This window comes from Saccharothrix sp. NRRL B-16314, assembly GCF_000716595.1.
In the GTDB taxonomy this organism is placed as follows: domain Bacteria; phylum Actinomycetota; class Actinomycetes; order Mycobacteriales; family Pseudonocardiaceae; genus Actinosynnema.
On record NZ_JNXC01000032.1, the window covers coordinates 35,842 to 55,384 of the forward strand.

Consider the following 19,543-nt stretch of genomic DNA (forward strand, 5'->3'; position numbering starts at 1 on the left):
CAGCGCCGCGACCCTGCGGGCGGTGAAAGCCCTCGACGCCAACGATCTCAGCCTGCGGTGCTCGGCGCCGTAGGCGTTGACCATGTCGTCGCCCGCGACCGGGGGTTCAGCGGCCAGTCGTCCGGGATGTCGCCGTTCCGCCAGGCGCGCCAGTGCCGGCCCGGGTCCTTCGACACCCGCGGGTCGGCGAGCAGCCGGCGGACCAGGTCGATGCGGCCGATCGACCACGCCGTGACGCCGCCCGGCAGTTCGACCGGTGTCACCGATCCCCGCGCGCGCAGCAGTGCCGCTTCGGCGTGGAGGTCGCCACCGGTCGGGTCGAGCACGTACGGGCTGGGACTCATGCGCACCTCGTTCGATACTCGCAACGCAAGCACAAGGGTTGCCGGACCGGCGGCGGGCCGCGGTCTGGCAAGATCAACAGATGACCACCTTCGAACCCGCGGGCTGGGCCGCCACCACCGGCCGGGACGGCAAGGAGACCTACACCAGGCACGTCGGCATGGTGAACGTCGTCGCCGAATGGGACCCGGCCGCCTCGCTCGGCGTGATCAGGGTGGACGACGGCATCGGCACCCGCTACGCCGCCGGCTCGGACGCCTTCGGCGACGCGCACTCGTTCTGGATCGCCGCGAAGCTGGTCGCCGACACCGCCGCCGCCCCGCTGCCGGTGGCCGGGCACGTGATCGGCGGCATCAAGGTCGACCCGGGCGACTTCCTGGAAGCGGAACTCGACCTCACCCTCGCCGACGGGCGCGAGATCGGCCTGTCCGTCATCGACCGGCAGGCGTTCGACCTGATCAGCGATCTGCACAGCGTCGAGAAGTACGTGTGGGCGGAACAGGAGGACGAAGACGAGGAGGACGACGACCCGTACGAAGGCCCCGACCACGGCGCCTACAGGGAAGTCCTGCCCCGGGTGACGGCGGCGGAGACGTTGGCGCTGGTGGAGATCCTCACCAGCCGGTTCGACCTGGGGCGTGACGCGGTCAACGTCTCGGGCGGCGGTTCCTGGATCACCATCTCCGGGGACGACGCGGTGAGCGCGGTCCTGGCGCGCGAGCAGGAGTTCGACGGCGCGATCGGCGCGAAGTGGCGCTACGCCACGGGGCACGACGGGTTCGGCGAGCAGCGCCTGACCGTCCAGTACTACCCGAGGGGCGAGTACCAGACCTGACGGCCGTTCTCGGTCTGGTCAGTCCCCGGCGGTGATCGCCCTGACTTGTGGGGCCGGTCCGGGAGTGGGTCCGGGCGCGGGTTCGGGCGCGGATTCGAAGTCCGGGGACACGACCGGCGGGCGCAGGTGGTGGCGGCGCAGCACCGCCAGGCCGGCCATGAGCGCCGACACCACGGCGAAGGCGGCGGCGACGGCCAGGGCGCGCTGCGGGCCGGCGGCGGCCACCACGGCGCCGGCCGCGACCATGCCGATCGTGCCCGCGCCGACCGTGATCGCGCCGACCGCGGCGAACACCCGCCCCCTGGCCCAGTCCGGCGTCCTCACCCGGACCAGCTCGTTGAGCGTGACGTTCTGCACCGAGCTGCACGCGCCGGCGACCACCCACGCGACCGCGTTGACCACGACGTGCGGGATCAGGGCGGGCGCGAGCAGCGCGACGGCCATCACCAGGCCGGCGGTGGCGAACGCGCCGACCAGCGACCGCGCGGTGGTGAAGCGGCGGCCGGCGTTCGACCCCAGCAGCAGGCCGGCGGTCCAGCAGGCGAGCACGGCGCTGTAGGTGAAGTCGCCGCCGCCCAGCGGACCCTGCACCAGGAAGACCTCGTTGACCAGCGCGATCGCCACGGCGACGCCGCCGACCACCTGCGCCACCACCCGGCCCACCAGCAACCTGTCGCTGCGCAGCAGCACCGTCCCGCTCCACTGGGCGCCCAACCCCGGTGCGCCCTCGTCCCGCCCCGGCTCACGGTCCACGGTGAGCCGCAGGACCAGCACCAGGTGCACGAACGTGGCCACCGCGTCGAGCAGCAGCGCCACCTCGATCCCCGGCCCCGCCGCGATGACGCCACCGAGCACGATGCCCGCCACGGACCCGGTGTTCTGCGCCGACGACATCCAGGCGTAGCCGCGAACCGACTGGTCCTCGCCGGTCGTCAGCGGGATCAACACGGACCCGCACGTCCGGACGACACCCCCGGACAAGCCGAGCAGCACCACCAGCCCGTAGAGCACCGGCACCCGCTCGTACCCGAACAGCAGGCCGATCAGCAGCAGCACCTGACCGCACACGGTGGCGGCGAGCAGCATGCGGTTGCGGAACCGGTCGACGACCCACCCGGCGAGCGGCGCGCCGAGGACCGCACCGAGAGCGGCGGCCACGAACAGCCCGGCGACCGCCGACGGCCCGGACCCGGCCAGCACGAGCGTGAACCCGACCAGCGTCAACTGCGTGCCGAGGCTCGACACCCCCGACCCGGCCGCGAGCAGCGCCAGGTCCCGATTCGCCCGCAGACCGCCCAGCACTGCGACCATTCCGCTCTCCTGCTGCGTCGCCGGTCGGACCGGGGGCCGGATGCCGTCACCGACCCGTCGATCACCTCGCCGTGCCGATCATGCCCGCTGTGCCGACCGGGCGGAAAGACCGCCCCTGGTGACGGGCGTGTCAAACCTCGCCCGACCGCCGCGCGACCGTGCGCCGAAAGGTGTCCGCCGATGTCGTGGTCGGCCGATACGATCCTCGACGTGGATCCCGCCGACGACCTGCTGGCCTGGGCGCCCCCGCCCGGCGAGGGCACGGCGCCCGCCGTCGCACTGCCCGCCGTCGCACTGCCCGGCTACAGCGACTTCCGTCTCGTCGCGCACGGCGGCGAGGGCACGGTGTACCGGGCCACCCAGGACGGCCTGGGGCGTGACGTCGCGGTGAAGGTGCTGGACGTGACCGACCCGGACGCGGTCAGCCGGTTCCACCGCGAACTGGAGATCACCGTGCGGCTGGGCCGCCAGCACCCGCACATCGTGACGGTGCTCGACACGGGCGTGATCGCCGGTCGGCCGTGCATCGTGATGGAGTACCACGACCTCGGATCGCTGCACGACCGGCTCGTCCAGCGCGGGCCGCTGCCGGTGCACGAGGTGGTCGCGGCGGGGATCGCGGTGGCGGACGCGCTGTCGTTCGCGCACGGCCAGGGCATCCTGCACCGGGACGTGAAGCCGCAGAACATCCTGGTGCTGCCCACGTCCTACGTGCTGGCCGACTTCGGCATCGCACGCGGTGCGGACGCGGCGCACACGGCGTCGTTGCAGCTGGTGAGCTACCGGCACGCCGCGCCGCAGATGGTGGACGGCCGTCGGCCCGCGGCGACGGACGACGTGTGGTCGCTGGGGTCGACGCTGTTCACGCTGCTCGACGGGCAGCCGCCGTTCGCGTCGGACACACCCGGCGAGGACACCATGCTCGGGTACCTGGGGCGGGTGCGTGAGGCGCGGCCCCGGTCGCTGCTGCGGCGCGACGTGCCGGTGGAGCTGGTGGCGATCATCCTGCGGTGCCTGCGCAAGGCGCGGGAGGAGCGGTTCCCGGACGCGGCGTCGTTGCGGGCGGCGCTGGCCTCGGTGCCGACGTGGACGCCGCAGTCCACAGTGGACCCGGATCACACGGTGGCGGTGCGGCAGGAGGTGCCGGAGCGGTACCCGGAGGGTCCGACCGAGTTGCCCGACTTCGGCCCCAAGCCGGTGGTCGAGGCCGCGGCGGAGCCCGTCGTCGTCGCGCCCGAGCCGGTGAAGACGTGGACCGAGGACGTGGCGGACCTGACCGTCCGCCACCACACCGTGCCGCGCCCCGTCCTGCCGCCGCCCGCTCCCCCGCTGGTGGAACTACCGCCGGACCCGCCGCCGCGGCGCAAGCGTCGGTTGTGGACGGTGGGCGCGGTGGGGGCGGTGGCCGTTGGTGTGGCTTTCGGAGTGGCGTTGAGCCTGCCGGGGTGGTCCGATCGGGCCGCGGTGGCGCCGTCGTCCGGTGCCGAAGCGGTTGCCACCACGACGGTTGCCACCAGTGCCACGACGATGGCGAGCGTGCCGGCGGGGGGTGACCCGGCGTTCACGCCGACGCTCAAGCGGCTGGAGGACGACGGTGACCGGATCGAGCTGTTCTGGACGGACCCGAGCGGCGGCAACGCGCAGTTCGTGGTGGTGGACGTGACCGGGTCGCCCGCCAAACCGCTGGTGACGGTGGCGGCGGGTGCGACGTCACACGTGGTGGAGGGCTTGGAGCCGACCGCCGGCCAGTACTGCTTCCAGGTGCTGGCCATCGGGTTGGCCGACCCGGCGACGCAGCGCGGGGCGTCCGCCCGGACGTGTGCCGTGCGGAACGGCTGACCTTCTAACGTCGCCACAAGGGCCGCGGATCGACCGCCCAGAACATCCTGCGGTACCAGGGAACACCGCGCCGCAAACCACTGCGGACCTGACGCGCCAACCGCCACGCGTGCTTCTCCGAACTCTCCCCTCCTGACACTCCGCCGGCCACTTGCCCAGCCGGTGCGAAGGCCGCGAACTCGGCCAACCCGGCCAGTTCCCCAGCCTGCTCCGCCAGTCCCGACGCCATGTCACCCGATGCGATGTCGCCCGATGCGATGTCGGGTGCGGTCCGGTCCCGTGGCGGGGTTCGACCGGCCAACAGCAGGCCGTCGAGCACGTAGGCCCAAGCCCCGGTCGCACCCGCCGCCCGCAGACGCCTCCGCCGCGCCAGCCGGGCCGCCCCGAGGACCAGCAGCAGCACCACCGGCAGGGCGCCGAGCACCGCGTACCCGATCCACCGGCGCGATTCGGCCGGTGCCTGGGCGGCCACCGCGCTCGACGGCGTCACCAACGGGGGTGGCGGGGACAGCGGCGTGCTGGTCGGACTGGCCGTGATCGACGCCAACCGGTCCAGCACCTCGCGCTTCTGCGCCGCGCTCGAACCGCCCGACGACACACCCGCCACCGGGTCGAACGGCACCCAACCCCACCCGGCGAAGTACACCTCGGGCCACGCGGTCGCGTCGGCGGCACGCACCACCCGCTCCTCCCCCGTGGCCGGCTGGAACCCGACGACCACGCGCGTCGGCAACCCCACCGCCCGCCCCAGCACGGCGAACGCCGACGCGAACTGCTCGGCCGTGCCCGCGTTCGCACCAGGTTCACCGGGAGCGCCGAACAGGAACCGCTCCAGCCGTGCGTACGACGAGCCGACCGGCGCCTGCGGGTCCGGCACCCGCCCCTGCTTCACCACCTGCTCGATGGCCACCGCCCGCTCGTACGGCGTCCGCGCACTGCGCACGACCTGCCGCGCGTACTCGGCCAGCGAGTAGGGCAGTCCCGGCAACGCCAGGTACCGGTGCGTCCGGCCGCCGGTCGGCACGGTCGCTTCGAGGAGGTCCGTGTCGTCGGGGACGTCCAGAACGCCGCGGACCCGGTACTTGAGGCCGGGTTGCAGCTCGGTCAGCGAGACCAACGAACCCGAGTCGGGGTCCACCATGGCGCCGTCCAACGTGACCGCCGTGGGACGCCCCACCGTCGGCAGCCAACTGCCGTTCAGCTCGCCGATGGTGATCTCCACCTCGGTCTCGTCCACCCGCGCGCCCGGCGGAAGGTCCGGAGCGGCTACCGCGCCGATCGGCCCGTACAACGACGCCGCCCGCCACGCCGCGCCCGAGTAGTCCGACAGCGCCACCAGACGCACGGCCCGTTCGGGGCCACGCATCCGGAACAACTCGGTGTCCCCCAAACCCGCCCAGAACGCCAACTGCGGCAGCGGACTCGCCACGCCGAGGCCACTGACCGGCGGCTCCACCAATTCTCGCGGCTCGAACGCCCCGCCGGACGGCAACACGGTGGCGACCAAGGCCACCACCGCCACCGGCACGGCAGGCAACCCGAGCAACACCCGACCGCCCGCCTCCAGCCGGTCCACCACCAGCCAGCCCACGGCGACAAGCGCGAGCAACACCACCGCAACCAGCCCGTTCCGGTCCGCCTGGCCGGCGGTCAACAACGCCGTGCACGTGTAGAGCACCGCCGCCCCGACAACCGGCGCAAACAAAGACCGCCCCCGCCCGGCCCGTCCCCCACCCCTCCAGCCCCGCCCCACCCGCCCGCTGCCTGCTCGCCCACTGCCTGCTCGTGCACGGCCTGCCGGTCCACGGCCCGCCGACGCCACCCCCAGCGACACCCCGAACACCAGCAACGCGCCCGGGACCATCAGCTCGGGCGTCGCGGGCGCTGGACGTGCGGCGGTCAGCAGGCGCGGCACCAGGTCCAGCAGCACCGGGAGCGGGTCGGTGGAGTCGATCGCCGAGTCCCGTGCGACCCAGTAGCCGCCGACCAACGCCAACGACACCGCCGCGAACACCACCAGCCCAGCGGGAACCCACCGCACCAGCGGCAGGCACAGGAACGCCACCACCACCGCGCCCGCGAACACCAGCGACGGCACGTACCCCTGCCAACCCACGCCCAAGTGCAGCGCCGCCACTGCGAGCAGCAGCGCCGCCCACCCCAGCCGGGCACTGGTACCGGCGCTGGCCCTGGTGCCGGCGCTGGCAGAGGCACTGGTACCAGCGCTCGTACTGGCGCTGGTAGTGGCACCCAGCCGGGCGCTGCGACTGGCACTGGCATCCGGCTGGGCACTGGCACTGGTCCCCGGTTTGGCACTCGCACTCAGGCGGGTGCTCGTGGCCGGTTGGGTGCTCGTGGCCGGTTGAGGGGTTACGCCTGGTTGGGCGATCCCCTCGACGCCGTTCGCATCAACGCCGCCGGGTCGCCGCGCCGTCACGCGCTCACCGCCCAGACGGACCGGGGGCCGTGGCGCCGCGACTCCCTTTTCTGGCAACGAAATCGGGATTACCATTCATCCCCGAAGCCGGTTCCACTATCGGGTGATCTTCGGGTCGTGGGGCCGGGGCGGCTGGCTCCCACGCACCGGGCCGCTCGACGGGCGCCGACGCAAGCACCATACCGAGCCCCGTGCCCGGCCGCGCGTTCAACGCAACCGTCCTCACCGCGCATCCGCCTTCACCGCGACACATCCACCTTCACCGCGACACCGCCGTGTTCCACGCGTCCAACAGCCCCTCGGCCTTCACGTGACGCAGCACCAGCACCGATCCCACCGCCGAAACCGCGAGCGCCGGCTCGGGATCGACCACGAGCACCACTCCGACCGACGCCCGGCCCGCCTCCAACACCAACCCGGACAGCTCGGCCACCGCCCCGCACACCACCGCCACCACGTCCAGGTCCCGGATCGGCAACGGTCGCGCCCCCGAAGACGGAGACGGCTCGTCCACCGCCGCAAGATCAGCCAAAGCCGCCAACACCACCGACGCGTCCGCACCCACGGCCCCCGCCGGCAGCTCCACGTCCACCGCACCCGACGACGACACCAACCGCACCGGGTGCCCCTCGGCGATCGCCACCGTCACCAGCGACGCCGCCACCTCCACCGCGTCCTCGAAATCCGCGACCGACGCATACCCCTCCGCACGGTCGTCCAGCACCACCGCCAGGTGCGGCCGGGCCGGGTCTGCGTCCTCGCGGATCATCAACGTCCCGGTCCGCGCCGACGTCGCCCAGTGCAGCCGCCGCAAGTCGTCACCAGGCACGTACTCGCGCAGCCCGACCAGGTCGGTACCGCCACGCTCCACCCGCTCGTCCGCCCCTATGTGCCCGCGCCGCACCCCACCGGGCAGTCCGCGCACCGGCAGCACCCGAGGCACCACACGGACCTCCACCACATCACCGACCACGGTGCGGGCGTGCGCCAGACCTGCCGGCCCACGACGGCTCAACGTCAGCGGTCCGATGCGGAGCAGGCCTCGGGCGTGCGTCGGGATCGGGTACTCGACCTTCACCGTCTGCCCCGGCGCGAGCAGCGGGATGTCCACCGCGACGGCCTCACCCGCGACCTCGTCGGTGGCGTCGAACCACACCGGGAACCGCTTGCTGGTGCCGGTCAACTCCACGACCCCGGTGCACGCGCCCAACCGCTGCACTGTCCGGGGCCGCACGACCCGCGTCGGCGCGACCTGCGCCCGCGACGACACCGACGCCACCCCGACCGCCACGAGCACGAGGAGCGCGATGCCGAACCCCGCCACCCCCGGATAACGCCACCACAACCCCAACCCCACCAACGGCACGCCGAGCAGCACGGCACCGAGCCCGCGTGCCGTCAGCCGCACCCTGGTCATCGCGCGGCCGGTCTCGGCACCGCCACACCCGCCAGCACGTCGGCCAGGACCTCTTCGGTCGTGGTTCCGGCCAGCTGCGCCTCGCGGGTCAGCACCAGCCGGTGCGCCAGCACCGGCACCGCCAGCGCCTGCACGTCGCCCGGCACCACGAAGTGCCTGCCCTGCGCGGCGGCGTACACCTGCACGCACCGCACCAGGGCCCGCAGGCCACGGGTGCTCGCGCCCAACCGCAACCGGCCGTCCTCGCGGGATGCCACACCGATGTCGCTGATGTACCGCAGCAACGGGTCGGCCACGTGCAGCATCGCCAGTCGACGCCCGTGCTCCGCCACCACGTGCGGGTTGCTCACGGTGGGCACCGCGCCGACCTGGCCGGCGCCGCTGCCCGGCCGCAGCACGTCGATCTCGTGCTCCACCGCCGGGTAGCCGATGGACGTCCGCAGCATGAACCGGTCGAGTTGGGCCTCCGGCAGCCGGTACGTGCCGTCCAGGTCGATCGGGTTCTGCGTGGCGACCACGAGGAACGGCGCGGGCACCGCGTGCGCGACGCCGTCGACCGTGACCGTGTGCTCCTCCATCACTTCGAGCAGCGCGGACTGCGTCTTGGCGGCGGCCCGGTTGATCTCGTCCGCCAGCACGACGTTCGCGAACACCGGCCCCGGCCGGAACCGGACCTCACCGGTCTGCGGGTCGTAGACGGACGTGCCGGTGACGTCGGACGGCAGCAGGTCGGGCGTGAACTGCACCCGCCGCGACACCCCGCCCAACGCTCCCGCCACCGCACGGGCCAGTGTCGTCTTGCCCGTGCCGGGCACGTCCTCCAGCAGCACGTGCCCGCCCGCGAACAGCGACACGAGCACGAGGTCCACCACGTCCCGCTTGCCCCGGATCGCGGACTCGACCGCGTCGCCGAGCCGCGCGTGCAGCGCGCGGAACGCCGCGATGTCGTCCGCGCCGATCGCCGGAGCCGCCGTCGTCGTCACATTCGCCCCTCGTGCTCGTCACCCACGCACACCGCCGACCGGCAGCGGCCGGGTCTCACCGCCGGTCTCACTCGGGGTCTCGCTCCGACTCGCCGCGCCGCTCGCGCCGGTTCCGGTACGTCAGCAGCCACGCGGTCGCGAGCAGTCCGATGCCGCCGCCGACCAGCTGATTGCCCTCGGCGGACGCCGGGACGCTCTTCGGGTAGCAGATCCGACCACCGCACTCGTCGATGTCGCGCACGGTCGTGCTGCGGGCCGCCGAGTCGACCGACCCGGTGCCCGTCGCGGCGTGCGCCCGCACGACGATCACGTTCTGGCCGTAGTCGACCCCGATGGTGGTGGACGTGGCCGAGCACGCGATCGGCTGGGCGAAGCCGTGGGTCAGGTTGACGACCTCGCACGGACCGTTGTGGCTCGCCCAGTCCGCCGGCGGGGCCAGGTTCACCGGCCGCTCGAACATGCCGCCGTTGTTGACGATCGAGACGATCACCGCGGCGCCCGCCGTGGGCAGGCTGGGCGGTGGGGGCGGAGGAGGCGTGGTCGTGGTGGTCGGTGGCGGCGGGGGCGGAGGTGGAGGCGGGGGCGGCGTGGTGGTCGTGGTCGGCACCGGCGCCTGGGTGGTGGTCGGCGGTGGCGCCACGGGGCGGACCGTCCACGACGCCGCGCCGGCCTCACCCGCGCCGAACCGGTTGTACGCCGCCACGGCCACGTCGAGCCTGCCGCTCGTGCAGAACGTTCCCGTGCACGCCAGCGTCAACTCGGTCGACGTGCCCGAGACCTGGACTTCCTTGCTGCCGCCGGCGAACCCGCCGGTCGCCGTCACCGAGTACCCGGAGATCGGCTCACCACCGCCGGGCACCGCGCTCCAGCTGACCGCGACGACCACCGACGTGCCGTTGTTGCTGCGCTGCGACACCGTCACACCGGACGGGCGTCCCGGCACCACGCCCGCCACGGCGGCGCTCGTCGTCGTCGGTGGCGGCGCGGGCGTCGTCGTCTCGGTGCCGCCGGCCGGCGGGTTGGGGCCACCGCGCGGGTTGTTCCGCGTCGGCGGGTCCGGACGCGGCGGCGGTGGGCTCGGCACGCTCGGGATCGGCGACCGCTCCGGGTCCATCACCGGCAGCTCGGGGTCGCGGATCACCACGCCGCGCGTCCGGCCGTCGGCGTCCACGATCACGCCTTCGTTCGCGCCGGGCGTGTTGATGAACAGCTTGCCGTCGTCGAACACGAGCGCCGGTTCTCCGGAGCCGCCCGTGCGCACGTCGTCCGCGCCTCGCCGGCCGGACCGGTCCAGCACGACGACCTTGCCGGAACCCCGGCACGGCACGTAGACGCGGTCGCGGAACACCGCCGGTCGCCCCGGCCTGGGGCAGCCGAGCTGCCCGGTGTCGACCCGGACGACTTCGTCACCGCTCAGCAGCACCACCGCCGACGCGTCCGGCACCGACGCGGGCACCAGTCCCGTCGGGCTCGTCTGGGCGGCGAGCACCTCGCCGACCAACGACGCGGTGCTCGCGGTGAGGTCGCGGCCGGTGCCGTCACGCACCACCACGCCGCCCTCCAACCCGAGCAGCGTCACGCCGCGCTCGTGCGGCACCAGCGCGGTGCGCGGACCGGCGCCCGCGACCGGCTTGTTGGACCGCTCCGAGAAGTTCTGCTCTTCCTCCGACCACCGCAGCGCGTGCAGGTTGCCGCCGTGGTCGACGGCCCAGACGACGCCGTCGTCGTCGGCCACCACGTCGGCCAGCGGCTGGCCCGCGAGCCACGGTGCGCCGATGTCGGCCAACGTGATCGGGTCGGCGTGGTGCACCGATCCCGCCGTGCGGTCGACCACGAACACCCGGTCGCCGACGATGAGGACCTTCGCCGACGGTCCGGGCGGCGCCTGCCGTCGGCCGGACGAGAGCAGCGTGGCCAGGTCGATCACGGTGATCTGCCCGGTGCGGCGGTCGAGCACGAGCAACGTGTCGTCGGACTGCGCGATCTCCAGCTGCGCGTCCGCACCGCTGACCTGCAACCGCATCTGCGGTTTCGCCGAGCTGGGGTTGACCTGCACGACTTCGCCCCGCTGGTCGTCGTCCAACCACGTGAGCCCGTCGGACACGTCCACCGCCGTGCGCGCGATGCCGTCGCCCAACGCGGCTCCGGCCAACAGCAACAGCCCTAACGCGGCCACCCCGACACTGGCCGACTCACGTCGACCGGCACCGACGACGCGACGCGCGATCGTACCCAGCTTCACTACCACGGAGCGGATGCTAACCGGGCGGCATCACGTTTTCGGGCACAGTTGCGGCCCTGCTCCGCTCGGCCGATGGCGCGCTGCGCCGGATGCACGACCTGTCCACATCGGACACCGCGCGGGACGTCGGGAGGGTCGGACGGCCGGACGTCCGGAGTCGGAAGTCGGCAGAAGTCGGCGGGCGTCAGAAGTCGGCGAGCTCTTCGCGCGCCGACGCGCACTCCACCGCCAGGCCCGCGTCCACCGCCCGGCTGATCTCCGCGAGCGACCGCAGCTGCGCGGGGGTCAGCACGTCGAACAGGTGCTCGCGCACCGCCGTCACGTGACCCTCCGCCGCCTGTTCCAGCACGGCGAACCCGGTGTCGGTGAGGGCCGCGATGGAACCGCGCCGGTCGGACGGGCACGCGCGCCGCTCGACCCAGTGCTCCTTCTCCAGCCGGGCCACCGCGTGCGACAGCCGGGACCTGGAGGAGTGGCACACGGACGCCAGCTCGCTCATCCGCAGCGCCCGGCCCGGCGCCTCGGACAGCGCGACCAGGATCTCGTAGTACGCCATCGGCATCCCGGCGTCCCGCTGCAACTGCCGGTCCAAGTGGTCGGTGAACTTGGTCACGGCGGTCATGAAGGCACGCCACACCTGCTGCTCCTCGGCGCTCAGCCACCGCACGTCGCTCATGTCCCACATCATACGCCGCGTGGTTGAACCCTCAACCAACGTGGGCTATATTCGATTGAGAGTTCAACAAAACCAACCGCGAAGGATTCTCCCCATGACGACGCAGACCGTTCAGATCCCCGGCTACCTCACCGGCACGTGGGCCATCGACCCGGTGCACTCGGACGTCTCGTTCGTGGTCCGCCACCTCGGCGTGTCCAAGGTCCGCGGCCACTTCGGCACCTTCGAGGGCACGATCGTGACCGCCGAGAACCCGCTGGAGTCGACCGTCGAGGCCAAGATCGACGCCGCCTCGGTCGACACCCGCAACGGCCAGCGCGACGCCCACGTCAAGGGCGAGGACTTCCTGGACGTCGAGAAGCACCCCGAGCTGACCTTCACCTCCACCGGCGTGCGCGCCAAGGGCGAGGGCTTCGTCGTCGACGGCGAGCTGTCGCTGCGCGGTGTGACCAAGACCGTCGAGCTGGGCCTGGAGATCAACGGCTTCGGCGACGGCATGGGCGGCGGGAAGGTCGCGGGCTTCTCCGCGTCCACCGAGATCAACCGCCGCGACTTCGGCGTGACCGGCGGCGCGGCGGGCGCGGTCGTCGGCGACAAGATCACGATTCTGCTGGAGATCGAGGCCGTGCAGCAGGCCTGACGTCCCGCGCGAGCGGGAGCAGCGCCGTCGGGATCAGTACCGGCGGGATCAGCCGGGCCTGTCCGGCCGCGATCCACGGAAGGGGCCACCGGAGTGCCGGTGGCCCCTTCGTGCTGCTCGTCCCCTACGGTGCGTAGGTCAAGTCGCTCGTCCGGGCGAACAAGCTCGTGATTCCATTTCACCCTGCATTTCGGTACTTTCCGGTGCGTCGCCGCAACCGTATGTGAACCGCGCACAGTCTCCAGCCGTAGTAGATCGTGAATCCCGGGCTTTCCTTCGGTGAACACTGAAGGCGTAGAACTCGAAGCGGACACAGTCCGCTCACGGTCGGTAGACCACGTGGGTGACATCGGACGCACTCATGGCACCATCTGGCGTAGCACGCGCCGGACGCAGGCGAGGAGGATCGGTGTGAACGCCCAGACCGAACAGGTCGACGACCTTCGACTCGTCGCGCTGCCCACCGCGGTGAGCGTCGCGGACATGTTCGTGCGCTTCTCGCTGGGCGAGTGGCGGCTGCGGGCGATGCAGGACGAGGCAGCGCAGACGGTCCGCCGGCTCGTCGCCGCCGCGGTCGAGGTGGCCGACCGGCGTGCGCCCGGCTTTCTGCTCGTGCGCCTCCGGCTGACCGGCGCGTACCTGGTGGTCGAGGTCGAGGGCAACCGCGTCGCGCTGCCGCCGGAGCTGACCGGCACCCGCGCGGGACTGGTCGACCTCACCGCGGGTGGCCGCCTGGCGTGGTGCGAGCTGGCCCTGCCGAGCGGCATGGACGCCTCGTCCGTGCCCCTGCCGCGCCGTGAGCCGCGCCGCTCCCCCGCCGCCGAGGCGCTGGGCGACGAGCCGAACGTGGACCCGGAAGTGATCCAGCGCATCCTCTACGGGCTGGGCGGCGGCGCGCACCGCGGCGACTAGCGACCAGCACTGACCAGAACGGACCGGCCCGGCCGGCGCCCCGCAGCGGGAGCGCCGGCCGGGCCGTTTCGCGTGATCTATCCGCGGGCGAGGGCGAGCAGGGCGAGTCCCAGCACGCCCATGCCGCACCACGACGCGAACGGCAGCCGTTCGTGCAGGACGACCACTCCCAGCACCGCCGCCACCGCCGGTTCGGCGAGGGTCAACGTGGTCGCCGTCGCCGCGCTCGTGCGCCGGAGGCCTCGTCCGAACAGCAGGTAGGCCACGAACGTGGTGAACACCGCCAGGTGCGCGGTCACCGCGAGGCCCGACGGGGTTGCCACCCACCCGACGCCGAGCAGCAGCAGCACCGGCAGCGTCAGCACCGACGCGCCGCCGAACACCGCGCCCACGACCGCCCCGGACGGGTGCCCGAGCCCGATCAGGTGCGCGCAGATCACCGAGTACACGGCGAACGACAGGCCCGCGATGACGGCCAGCGCCACGCCGACCAGGTCGACGTGCGCGTCACCGCCGCCCAGCACGAGCACCGCGCAGCCGACCACGGCTGCCGACGTGACGAGCGGTCGGGAACGCAGGCCCAGCACGATCGGCGCGGTGGCCAACGCCACGGTGGTGGCGACCGCCACACCCGTGCGCTCGACCGCCGGGTAGAAGGCGAGCGCGTAGCCGGCCACGGTCAGCGCACCGAGCGACAGCAGCCGCCGGTCGGCGGTCCGCAGCACGGCGTTGGTGCCGCGTGCGGTCACGAAGAGCAGGAAGCCACCGAGCACGAGACCCGCCGCGCCGACGGCGGAGGCCGGTGCGGAGTCGGGTGCCAGTGAACTGGCGGTGCCGGTGGTGCCCCACAGGACGCAGGCGGCCAGGATCGGCAGCGGTCCGCGGGTGAATCGAGCGCGTAGTCGTACGGCAAGGGTCGACACGAGGTCTCCGTTCGCGAGACGAGAAGAGGGCGCGAACGGGCGCACTGCGGGAGTCAGGCGTGGGTGCGGGTGTGCTTCAGCGAGTGCGCCCGGTCAGGCGCACGGCGGCGGAAGGACCACGTGCCAGTGGGTGTTCACGACCGGCATCCTAGCCGGGCGGCGTGCCGGTATCGTGGGGATCATGGACACAGGCGTCGCGGACGACGTGCTGCGGCAGTCGCTCGTGGTGTACAAGTTCGCGGTCGACGAGTTGATGACGAAGCTCCGCATCCTGAGCGAGGAGTTCGACCTCGTCCACCGGCACGACCCCATCGAGCACGTCACGCAGCGGGTGAAGCGACCCGACGCGATCCTCGACAAGCTCAGGCGCAAGGGGCTGCCGGCGGACCTGTCGTTGGCGGCCGAGCACCTGGACGACGTGGCGGGCGTGCGGGTGGTCTGCCCGTTCGTGTCCGATGTGTACCGGGTGCGGGACATGCTGGCGCGGCAGAACGACGTGGAGATCCTGAAGACCAAGGACTACGTCGCCGCGCCCAAGCCCAACGGCTACCGCAGCCTGCACCTCATCGTGCGCATCCCGGTGTTCCTGTCGGACCGGGTGGAGCACGTGAAGGTCGAGGTGCAGCTGCGGACCATCGCGATGGACTTCTGGGCCACGCTGGAGCACAAGCTGTACTACAAGTACGACGACCAGGTGCCCGCAGGCTTCGTCGAGGAGCTGACCGCCACCGCCGCCATCGCGGCCGAGCTGGACGCCCGGATGGAATCCCTGCACACCGAGGTGCAACGCGACTGAGGTCCGGCATGGCCGAGGCCCGGCACGACCGACGCCCGACGCGACCGACGCCCGACGCGACCGACGCCCGACGCGACCGACGCCCGACGCGACCGACGCCCGACGCGACCGACGCCCGGCGTGGCCGACGTCCGCGCCGGCGTGGTCGCGGTCTGCGGTGCACCATCCCCCTACCCGGACCAAACCTGTCCGCTATCGGTGTCAGGGTGACCGCATGGACGCCACCACGAACGGAGCTTTGCGATGAGCCGCCACATCCAGGTGACCTTCGACGCCCACGACCCGCGCGCACTGTCGTCCTTCTGGCGCGACGCGCTGGGCTACGTCCACCCCGGCCCACCTGGCGTGGACCTCCCCGAGGGCGCCGACCCGCTGGCCGCGTGGGACGACTTCCTCGCGCGGGTCGGGGTGCCGGAGGACCAGCGCAACACGCGATCGGCCATCGAGGACCCGGACGGCGACGGTCCGCGGGTGTTCTTCCAGCAGGTGCCCGAGGACAAGGTCGCCAAGAACCGGGTCCACCTCGACGTCCGCGCGGCACCCGGCCTCCAGGGCGAGGAGCGGATGGCCGCTCTGGAAGCCGAGTGCGCCAGGCTCGTCGCGCTCGGGGCGACGCGGGTCCGCCGCGACGAGCCCGCTCCCCCGCTGAGCGCCGGCTTCATCGTGATGACCGACCCCGAGGGCAACGAGTTCTGCTTGGACTGAGCGGCCACGGCTGAGCGGCCACGGCTGGGCGGTCACGGCTGGGCGGTCACGGCCGGTTGTCGGGCTGGTAGGGCGCGCCGGTGATCCAGCCGCCGACCCGCTCCGGCGTCTCGTCGGTCGGCACCAGCCCGACCCGGTCGCCGGGGCGGATCTCCCCCGGCTCGATCACCCAGCAGTTCAGGCACAGCTCGTTGCCGAACTCGGTGCGGATGCGGCGGAACACGTCCAGGTCCTGCGCGCCGGTGTCGGGGTCGATCGACGTGACGACGCACCGCCCGCGCACCGAGTGAACCCCGATCACGGCCTCCCCGATGACGAGCGCGTGCCCCGGCCAGTCGCGTTCCTCGCGCGGTCCGACGCCGCCGATGAGGATGTTCGGCCGCAGCCGCCGGAGGTCCGCGCCCCAGTGCGCCACGGCGCCGTCCGTCGCCACCAACAGGTTCAGCACGTCGAACCGCGCCGGACCGGCGTCCGCCACGAGCCGCCCGCCGTGCGGTGCGACGAGGGCGTCGGCCGCCGCGCTGTCCCACCGGTGCCCGGCCACGAGCGGAGTGCCGTCGGGTCCGGTGGACGCCGGGATGGTCAGCAGGCCGTGCCGGGTGCGCCCGGTCAACGGGCCGCGGTCACCCCGCACGTGCACCAGCCGGTCGCCCGCCACGCCGTCCTCGGTGAGCGCGGCGGCGGTCAGGCGTTCGCCTCCCAGGGACTTCACCGGGTACCGCCACAGACCGTCGACGCGCACGGCTACGCCAGCGGGAGTTCGGTCGGGCCGGGCAGGCGGCGGTCGGCCGCGGCGATCTCCACGTCGTTGATGCTCGCCTCGCGGCGGCGCATCAGGCCGTCGGGCGCGAACTCCCAGTTCTCGTTGCCGTAGCTGCGCCACCACCGGCCTTCGTCGTCGTGCCACTCGTACTGGAACCGGACCGCGATGCGGTCGCCGGTGAACGCCCACAGCGACTTCCGCAGCACGTAGTCGTGCTCCCGCTGCCACTTCCGGGTGAGAAACGAGATGATCTCGTCGTGACCGCGGACGAACTCGGACCTGTTGCGCCACACCGAGTCCGATGTGTACGCGGCGACGACCCGCTGCGGGTCACGGGTGTTCCAGACGTCCTCGGCCGCGCGGACCTTGGCGCGGGCGGAGTCCTCGGTGAACGGTGGCACCAGCAGCACGACGGCACTCCTTCTAACGTTTGGTCGACTCAACAAACGTTAGAACGAACCACTAACGGATGCAAGCCCGTGTTAGCGTTAGAAGCGTGCAGCCACTGGACGCGCGCCCCGAACCGCCGGGGCAGTCCGGGGAACCCCGGCCGATCCGCCTGATGAACACCGTCCGCGCGGACCGCTCCGGCGTGCACGACCACCTGACGACCACCGGCGAACTGACCGCCTGGCTGGGCGGGGCACCGGCGGCCGAGGCCGATCTCGTCGCCTTCCGATCACTCCGTGCAGCACTGCGCGCCCTCGCCGCCCTATTGGCGGGTGACACTCGCCCGATCGCGACGGGCCACGACGTCGAGCGGGCCGTGGCGGAGATCAACCGGGCGGCCACTTCCGCGTCCGCGTGGCCCCAACTCACGCTGAGCGACGGCGAGCCGCGCCGGATCATCACGACCGACGCCTCCGCCGCGGCCTCCGCGCTGGCGGGCACCGCCGCCGAGGCGGTCGACCTGTTCACCGGCGACCGCCGGACGCTGCTGCGCGCCTGTTACGCGCCCCACTGCGTCCTGTACTTCATGAAGGATCACCCGAGGCGCGAGTGGTGCTCGCCGGGGTGCGGCAATCGGGTCCGGGCCGCCCGGCACTACCGCCGAACCTCCGCTACGGCCGGGTAACCTCAAACGACGTCGATCAAAAAAGGTTACGACGCTTCACCCGGAATTGCGGAAATCCAGCTGAACGGACCACCCCGCACATTTCGTGTGATCCGCGTTACGGCGTGTAGGATCAGGTCCGAGACCGCAAAAATGTTGCCGTGCGATTGTGAACAGTCCTCGCGCACGGCCTGCCATTTACGAGACGACGCGGTCCAAACCAGCCATTCGAGTGAACCGCCGAAGCCGCCTTCTAACCCGGGGTTACAGTCGACGTAAATGGGTTATTCCCATTCCGGGAATGCTCCGTTCGGCGGTAGCGACAGTCTCCCGGCGACAGCCAACGTTGTGGCCGCAGCCGCCGTTGTGCTCATCGTGGCTCAATTCAGAGGATCAATCATGGACACCGACCGGATCGTCACCCGATTAACGGCGCTCACGCGTGACCACCTGGTGCCCGGCGTGCAGATCGCCGTGCACCGCGGCGGGAGCACGTGGACGCACGAGGTGGGCCTGCCCGCCGAGGCCGCCGTGCCGATCGGCTCGATCACCAAGACGTTCACCGCGACCATCGCCATGGCGCTCGTCTCCGACGGCGACCTCGCCCTGGACGCGCCGCTGTCCGACCACCTGCCCGTGGTGGCCGACGGTCTCACCTTGCGCCACCTCCTCAGCCACACCGGCGGACTCCCGTCGGACCCGGACGACGTGCGCGCCACCTCGCTCGGCCGCCACGTCCGGCAGGCCCTCCGCGAACTGCACCCCCTGCACCGGCCCGGCGCGGGTTTCTCCTACTCGAACATCGGGTACTGCCTCATCGGCCACCTGATCGAGGTGGCCACCGGGATGTCCTGGTCGGAGGCGGTGGAGGCGGTCCTGCTCCGCCCGCTCGGGCTGCACGCGCGATTCACCACCAGCCCGGACTCCGCCGTCGTCACCGGCCACGCGGTCAACCCCGCGACCGGCCGCGTCGTCCCGGTGCGGCAGTCACTGGCCCCGGTCGACGCGCCGGCGGGGGCACTGGCCGCCAGCGCGACCGACCTGGTCGTGTTCGGCCGGATGCTGGGCGGCGCCGAGCCGCGCCTGATCGACCCGGGCGAGCTGGCGCTCATGAGGGAACCCGTGCGGCACGCCGAGCCGTTCGGGATGGCCGACGGGTGGGGCCTCGGCCTCGCCCTGTTCCACCGGGACGGCGTCCGCTGGGTCGGTCACGACGGCACGGCGGACGGCACGTCCTGCCACCTCCGGGTCAACCCGGCCGACGGCACGGTGGTGGCGCTGACCACCAACGGCAGCACCGGTTTCGCATTGTGGCGCGACCTGGTTCCGGAATTGGTCGCGGCGGGCCTGCCGGTGGCGGATTACGACGGAATGAGCGGCCTGCACCACCGCATCGCGCCGCCGCCGGACTGCGCGGGCCGTTTTCGCAACGGCGATGTCGAATACGCTGTGCGAGCGGTGGACCGGGAACGGCTGGCGCTCACCGTGGACGGCGAGCCGTTCGCGGACCTCTCGTTGTTCGACGGGCTGGTGTTCGCGATGCGTGATTCCGACACCGGCGACACCAACCAGACCGGGCGTTTCCTGCGCGACCCGGGAGACGGCGGGATCCGGTGGATCCAGATCGGCGGGCGACTCGCCCGCAGGCAGGTCCCGACAATGTCTTGA

Annotated in this window: 18 protein-coding genes; 8 read left to right on the forward strand and 10 right to left on the reverse strand. The window is 72.5% G+C overall.

What is annotated here, in order from left to right; genetic code table 11:
* Window positions 1-47: 47 nt before the first annotated feature.
* Complete coding sequence (locus tag OQ02_RS47020; RefSeq protein WP_331281564.1) at window positions 48-344, reverse strand: hypothetical protein; 297 nt, start codon at window positions 342-344, stop codon at window positions 48-50.
* Between the two features lie 80 nt (window positions 345-424).
* On the opposite strand from OQ02_RS47020, the gene OQ02_RS41520 reads away from it, so the two are divergent.
* A complete protein-coding gene (locus OQ02_RS41520) occupies window positions 425-1,177 on the forward strand; it encodes a hypothetical protein (RefSeq protein WP_051773057.1) in 753 nt (250 codons plus the stop codon).
* Between the two features lie 18 nt (window positions 1,178-1,195).
* Here the strand turns inward: OQ02_RS41520 and OQ02_RS32165 are convergent, their stop codons facing one another.
* On the reverse strand, window positions 1,196-2,488 hold the full coding sequence (locus OQ02_RS32165; protein ID WP_033442413.1) for an MFS transporter: 1,293 nt from the start codon (window positions 2,486-2,488) through the stop codon (window positions 1,196-1,198).
* 210 nt (window positions 2,489-2,698) lie between these two features.
* On the opposite strand from OQ02_RS32165, the gene OQ02_RS41525 reads away from it, so the two are divergent.
* On the forward strand, window positions 2,699-4,327 hold the full coding sequence (locus OQ02_RS41525; protein ID WP_197043594.1) for a serine/threonine-protein kinase: 1,629 nt from the start codon (window positions 2,699-2,701) through the stop codon (window positions 4,325-4,327).
* A 4-nt stretch (window positions 4,328-4,331) separates the two neighbouring features.
* Here OQ02_RS41525 and OQ02_RS32175 read toward each other — a convergent pair whose 3' ends face one another.
* The 5 genes from OQ02_RS32175 to OQ02_RS32195 all read right to left on the reverse strand — a co-directional run bounded on the left by OQ02_RS32175 (window position 4,332) and on the right by OQ02_RS32195 (window position 12,082).
* Window positions 4,332-6,464 carry a DUF3488 and transglutaminase-like domain-containing protein gene (locus OQ02_RS32175; protein WP_033442414.1) on the reverse strand — a complete coding sequence of 711 codons (2,133 nt, stop codon included), beginning with the start codon at window positions 6,462-6,464 and terminating at the stop codon, window positions 4,332-4,334.
* Between the two features lie 559 nt (window positions 6,465-7,023).
* Complete coding sequence (locus OQ02_RS32180; RefSeq protein WP_033442415.1) at window positions 7,024-8,181, reverse strand: DUF58 domain-containing protein; 1,158 nt, start codon at window positions 8,179-8,181, stop codon at window positions 7,024-7,026.
* Window positions 8,178-9,164: an AAA family ATPase gene (locus OQ02_RS32185; protein WP_051773059.1), complete on the reverse strand. Its 987-nt coding sequence runs from the start codon at window positions 9,162-9,164 to the stop codon at window positions 8,178-8,180. The genes OQ02_RS32180 and OQ02_RS32185 overlap by 4 nt, the downstream gene beginning before the upstream one ends.
* Before the next feature lie 67 nt (window positions 9,165-9,231).
* Window positions 9,232-11,412 (reverse strand): hypothetical protein, encoded by a 2,181-nt coding sequence (locus OQ02_RS32190; RefSeq protein ID WP_156077450.1) that lies wholly within the window; start codon window positions 11,410-11,412, stop codon window positions 9,232-9,234.
* Between the two features lie 178 nt (window positions 11,413-11,590).
* The gene (locus OQ02_RS32195) at window positions 11,591-12,082 is read right to left on the reverse strand and encodes a MarR family winged helix-turn-helix transcriptional regulator (protein WP_033442439.1); all 492 of its coding nucleotides are present in this window, start codon (window positions 12,080-12,082) and stop codon (window positions 11,591-11,593) included.
* Between the two features lie 94 nt (window positions 12,083-12,176).
* Here OQ02_RS32195 and OQ02_RS32200 point away from each other — a divergent pair, with 94 nt between their 5' ends.
* Window positions 12,177-12,722 (forward strand): YceI family protein, encoded by a 546-nt coding sequence (locus tag OQ02_RS32200; RefSeq protein WP_033442417.1) that lies wholly within the window; start codon window positions 12,177-12,179, stop codon window positions 12,720-12,722.
* 411 nt (window positions 12,723-13,133) lie between these two features.
* Window positions 13,134-13,634 carry a hypothetical protein gene (locus OQ02_RS32205; RefSeq protein WP_033442418.1) on the forward strand — a complete coding sequence of 167 codons (501 nt, stop codon included), beginning with the start codon at window positions 13,134-13,136 and terminating at the stop codon, window positions 13,632-13,634.
* A gap of 77 nt (window positions 13,635-13,711) precedes the next feature.
* Here OQ02_RS32205 and OQ02_RS32210 read toward each other — a convergent pair whose 3' ends face one another.
* Window positions 13,712-14,557: an EamA family transporter gene (locus OQ02_RS32210; RefSeq protein WP_033442419.1), complete on the reverse strand. Its 846-nt coding sequence runs from the start codon at window positions 14,555-14,557 to the stop codon at window positions 13,712-13,714.
* Between the two features lie 181 nt (window positions 14,558-14,738).
* On the opposite strand from OQ02_RS32210, the gene OQ02_RS32215 reads away from it, so the two are divergent.
* Window positions 14,739-15,353 carry a GTP pyrophosphokinase gene (locus tag OQ02_RS32215; RefSeq protein ID WP_033442440.1) on the forward strand — a complete coding sequence of 205 codons (615 nt, stop codon included), beginning with the start codon at window positions 14,739-14,741 and terminating at the stop codon, window positions 15,351-15,353.
* A gap of 243 nt (window positions 15,354-15,596) precedes the next feature.
* Window positions 15,597-16,058 carry a VOC family protein gene (locus OQ02_RS32220; RefSeq protein ID WP_033442420.1) on the forward strand — a complete coding sequence of 154 codons (462 nt, stop codon included), beginning with the start codon at window positions 15,597-15,599 and terminating at the stop codon, window positions 16,056-16,058.
* Window positions 16,059-16,104: 46 nt separating this feature from the next.
* Here the strand turns inward: OQ02_RS32220 and OQ02_RS32225 are convergent, their stop codons facing one another.
* Window positions 16,105-16,800, reverse strand: coding sequence for an MOSC domain-containing protein (locus OQ02_RS32225; RefSeq protein WP_033442421.1), 696 nt, complete (start codon window positions 16,798-16,800; stop codon window positions 16,105-16,107).
* A gap of 2 nt (window positions 16,801-16,802) precedes the next feature.
* Window positions 16,803-17,225 (reverse strand): nuclear transport factor 2 family protein, encoded by a 423-nt coding sequence (locus OQ02_RS32230; RefSeq protein WP_197043598.1) that lies wholly within the window; start codon window positions 17,223-17,225, stop codon window positions 16,803-16,805.
* 92 nt (window positions 17,226-17,317) lie between these two features.
* Here OQ02_RS32230 and OQ02_RS46230 point away from each other — a divergent pair, with 92 nt between their 5' ends.
* A complete protein-coding gene (locus OQ02_RS46230) occupies window positions 17,318-17,896 on the forward strand; it encodes a CGNR zinc finger domain-containing protein (RefSeq protein ID WP_051773060.1) in 579 nt (192 codons plus the stop codon).
* Window positions 17,897-18,274: 378 nt separating this feature from the next.
* Window positions 18,275-19,543, forward strand: coding sequence for a serine hydrolase domain-containing protein (locus OQ02_RS32240; protein WP_051773061.1), 1,269 nt, complete (start codon window positions 18,275-18,277; stop codon window positions 19,541-19,543).

Bases quoted from the DNA above. Each gene is read 5' to 3' on its own strand.
- OQ02_RS47020 (WP_331281564.1), bottom strand. From the start codon at position 344: ATGAGTCCCAGCCCGTACGTGCTCGACCCGACCGGTGGCGACCTCCAC.
- OQ02_RS32165 (WP_033442413.1), bottom strand. From the start codon at position 2,488: ATGGTCGCAGTGCTGGGCGGTCTGCGGGCGAATCGGGACCTGGCGCTG.
- OQ02_RS32220 (WP_033442420.1), top strand. From the start codon at position 15,597: ATGAGCCGCCACATCCAGGTGACCTTCGACGCCCACGACCCGCGCGCA.
- OQ02_RS32200 (WP_033442417.1), top strand. From the start codon at position 12,177: ATGACGACGCAGACCGTTCAGATCCCCGGCTACCTCACCGGCACGTGG.
- OQ02_RS32215 (WP_033442440.1), top strand. From the start codon at position 14,739: ATGGACACAGGCGTCGCGGACGACGTGCTGCGGCAGTCGCTCGTGGTG.
- OQ02_RS32240 (WP_051773061.1), top strand. From the start codon at position 18,275: ATGGACACCGACCGGATCGTCACCCGATTAACGGCGCTCACGCGTGAC.
- OQ02_RS32195 (WP_033442439.1), bottom strand. From the start codon at position 12,082: ATGAGCGACGTGCGGTGGCTGAGCGCCGAGGAGCAGCAGGTGTGGCGT.
- OQ02_RS32180 (WP_033442415.1), bottom strand. From the start codon at position 8,181: ATGACCAGGGTGCGGCTGACGGCACGCGGGCTCGGTGCCGTGCTGCTC.
- OQ02_RS41520 (WP_051773057.1), top strand. From the start codon at position 425: ATGACCACCTTCGAACCCGCGGGCTGGGCCGCCACCACCGGCCGGGAC.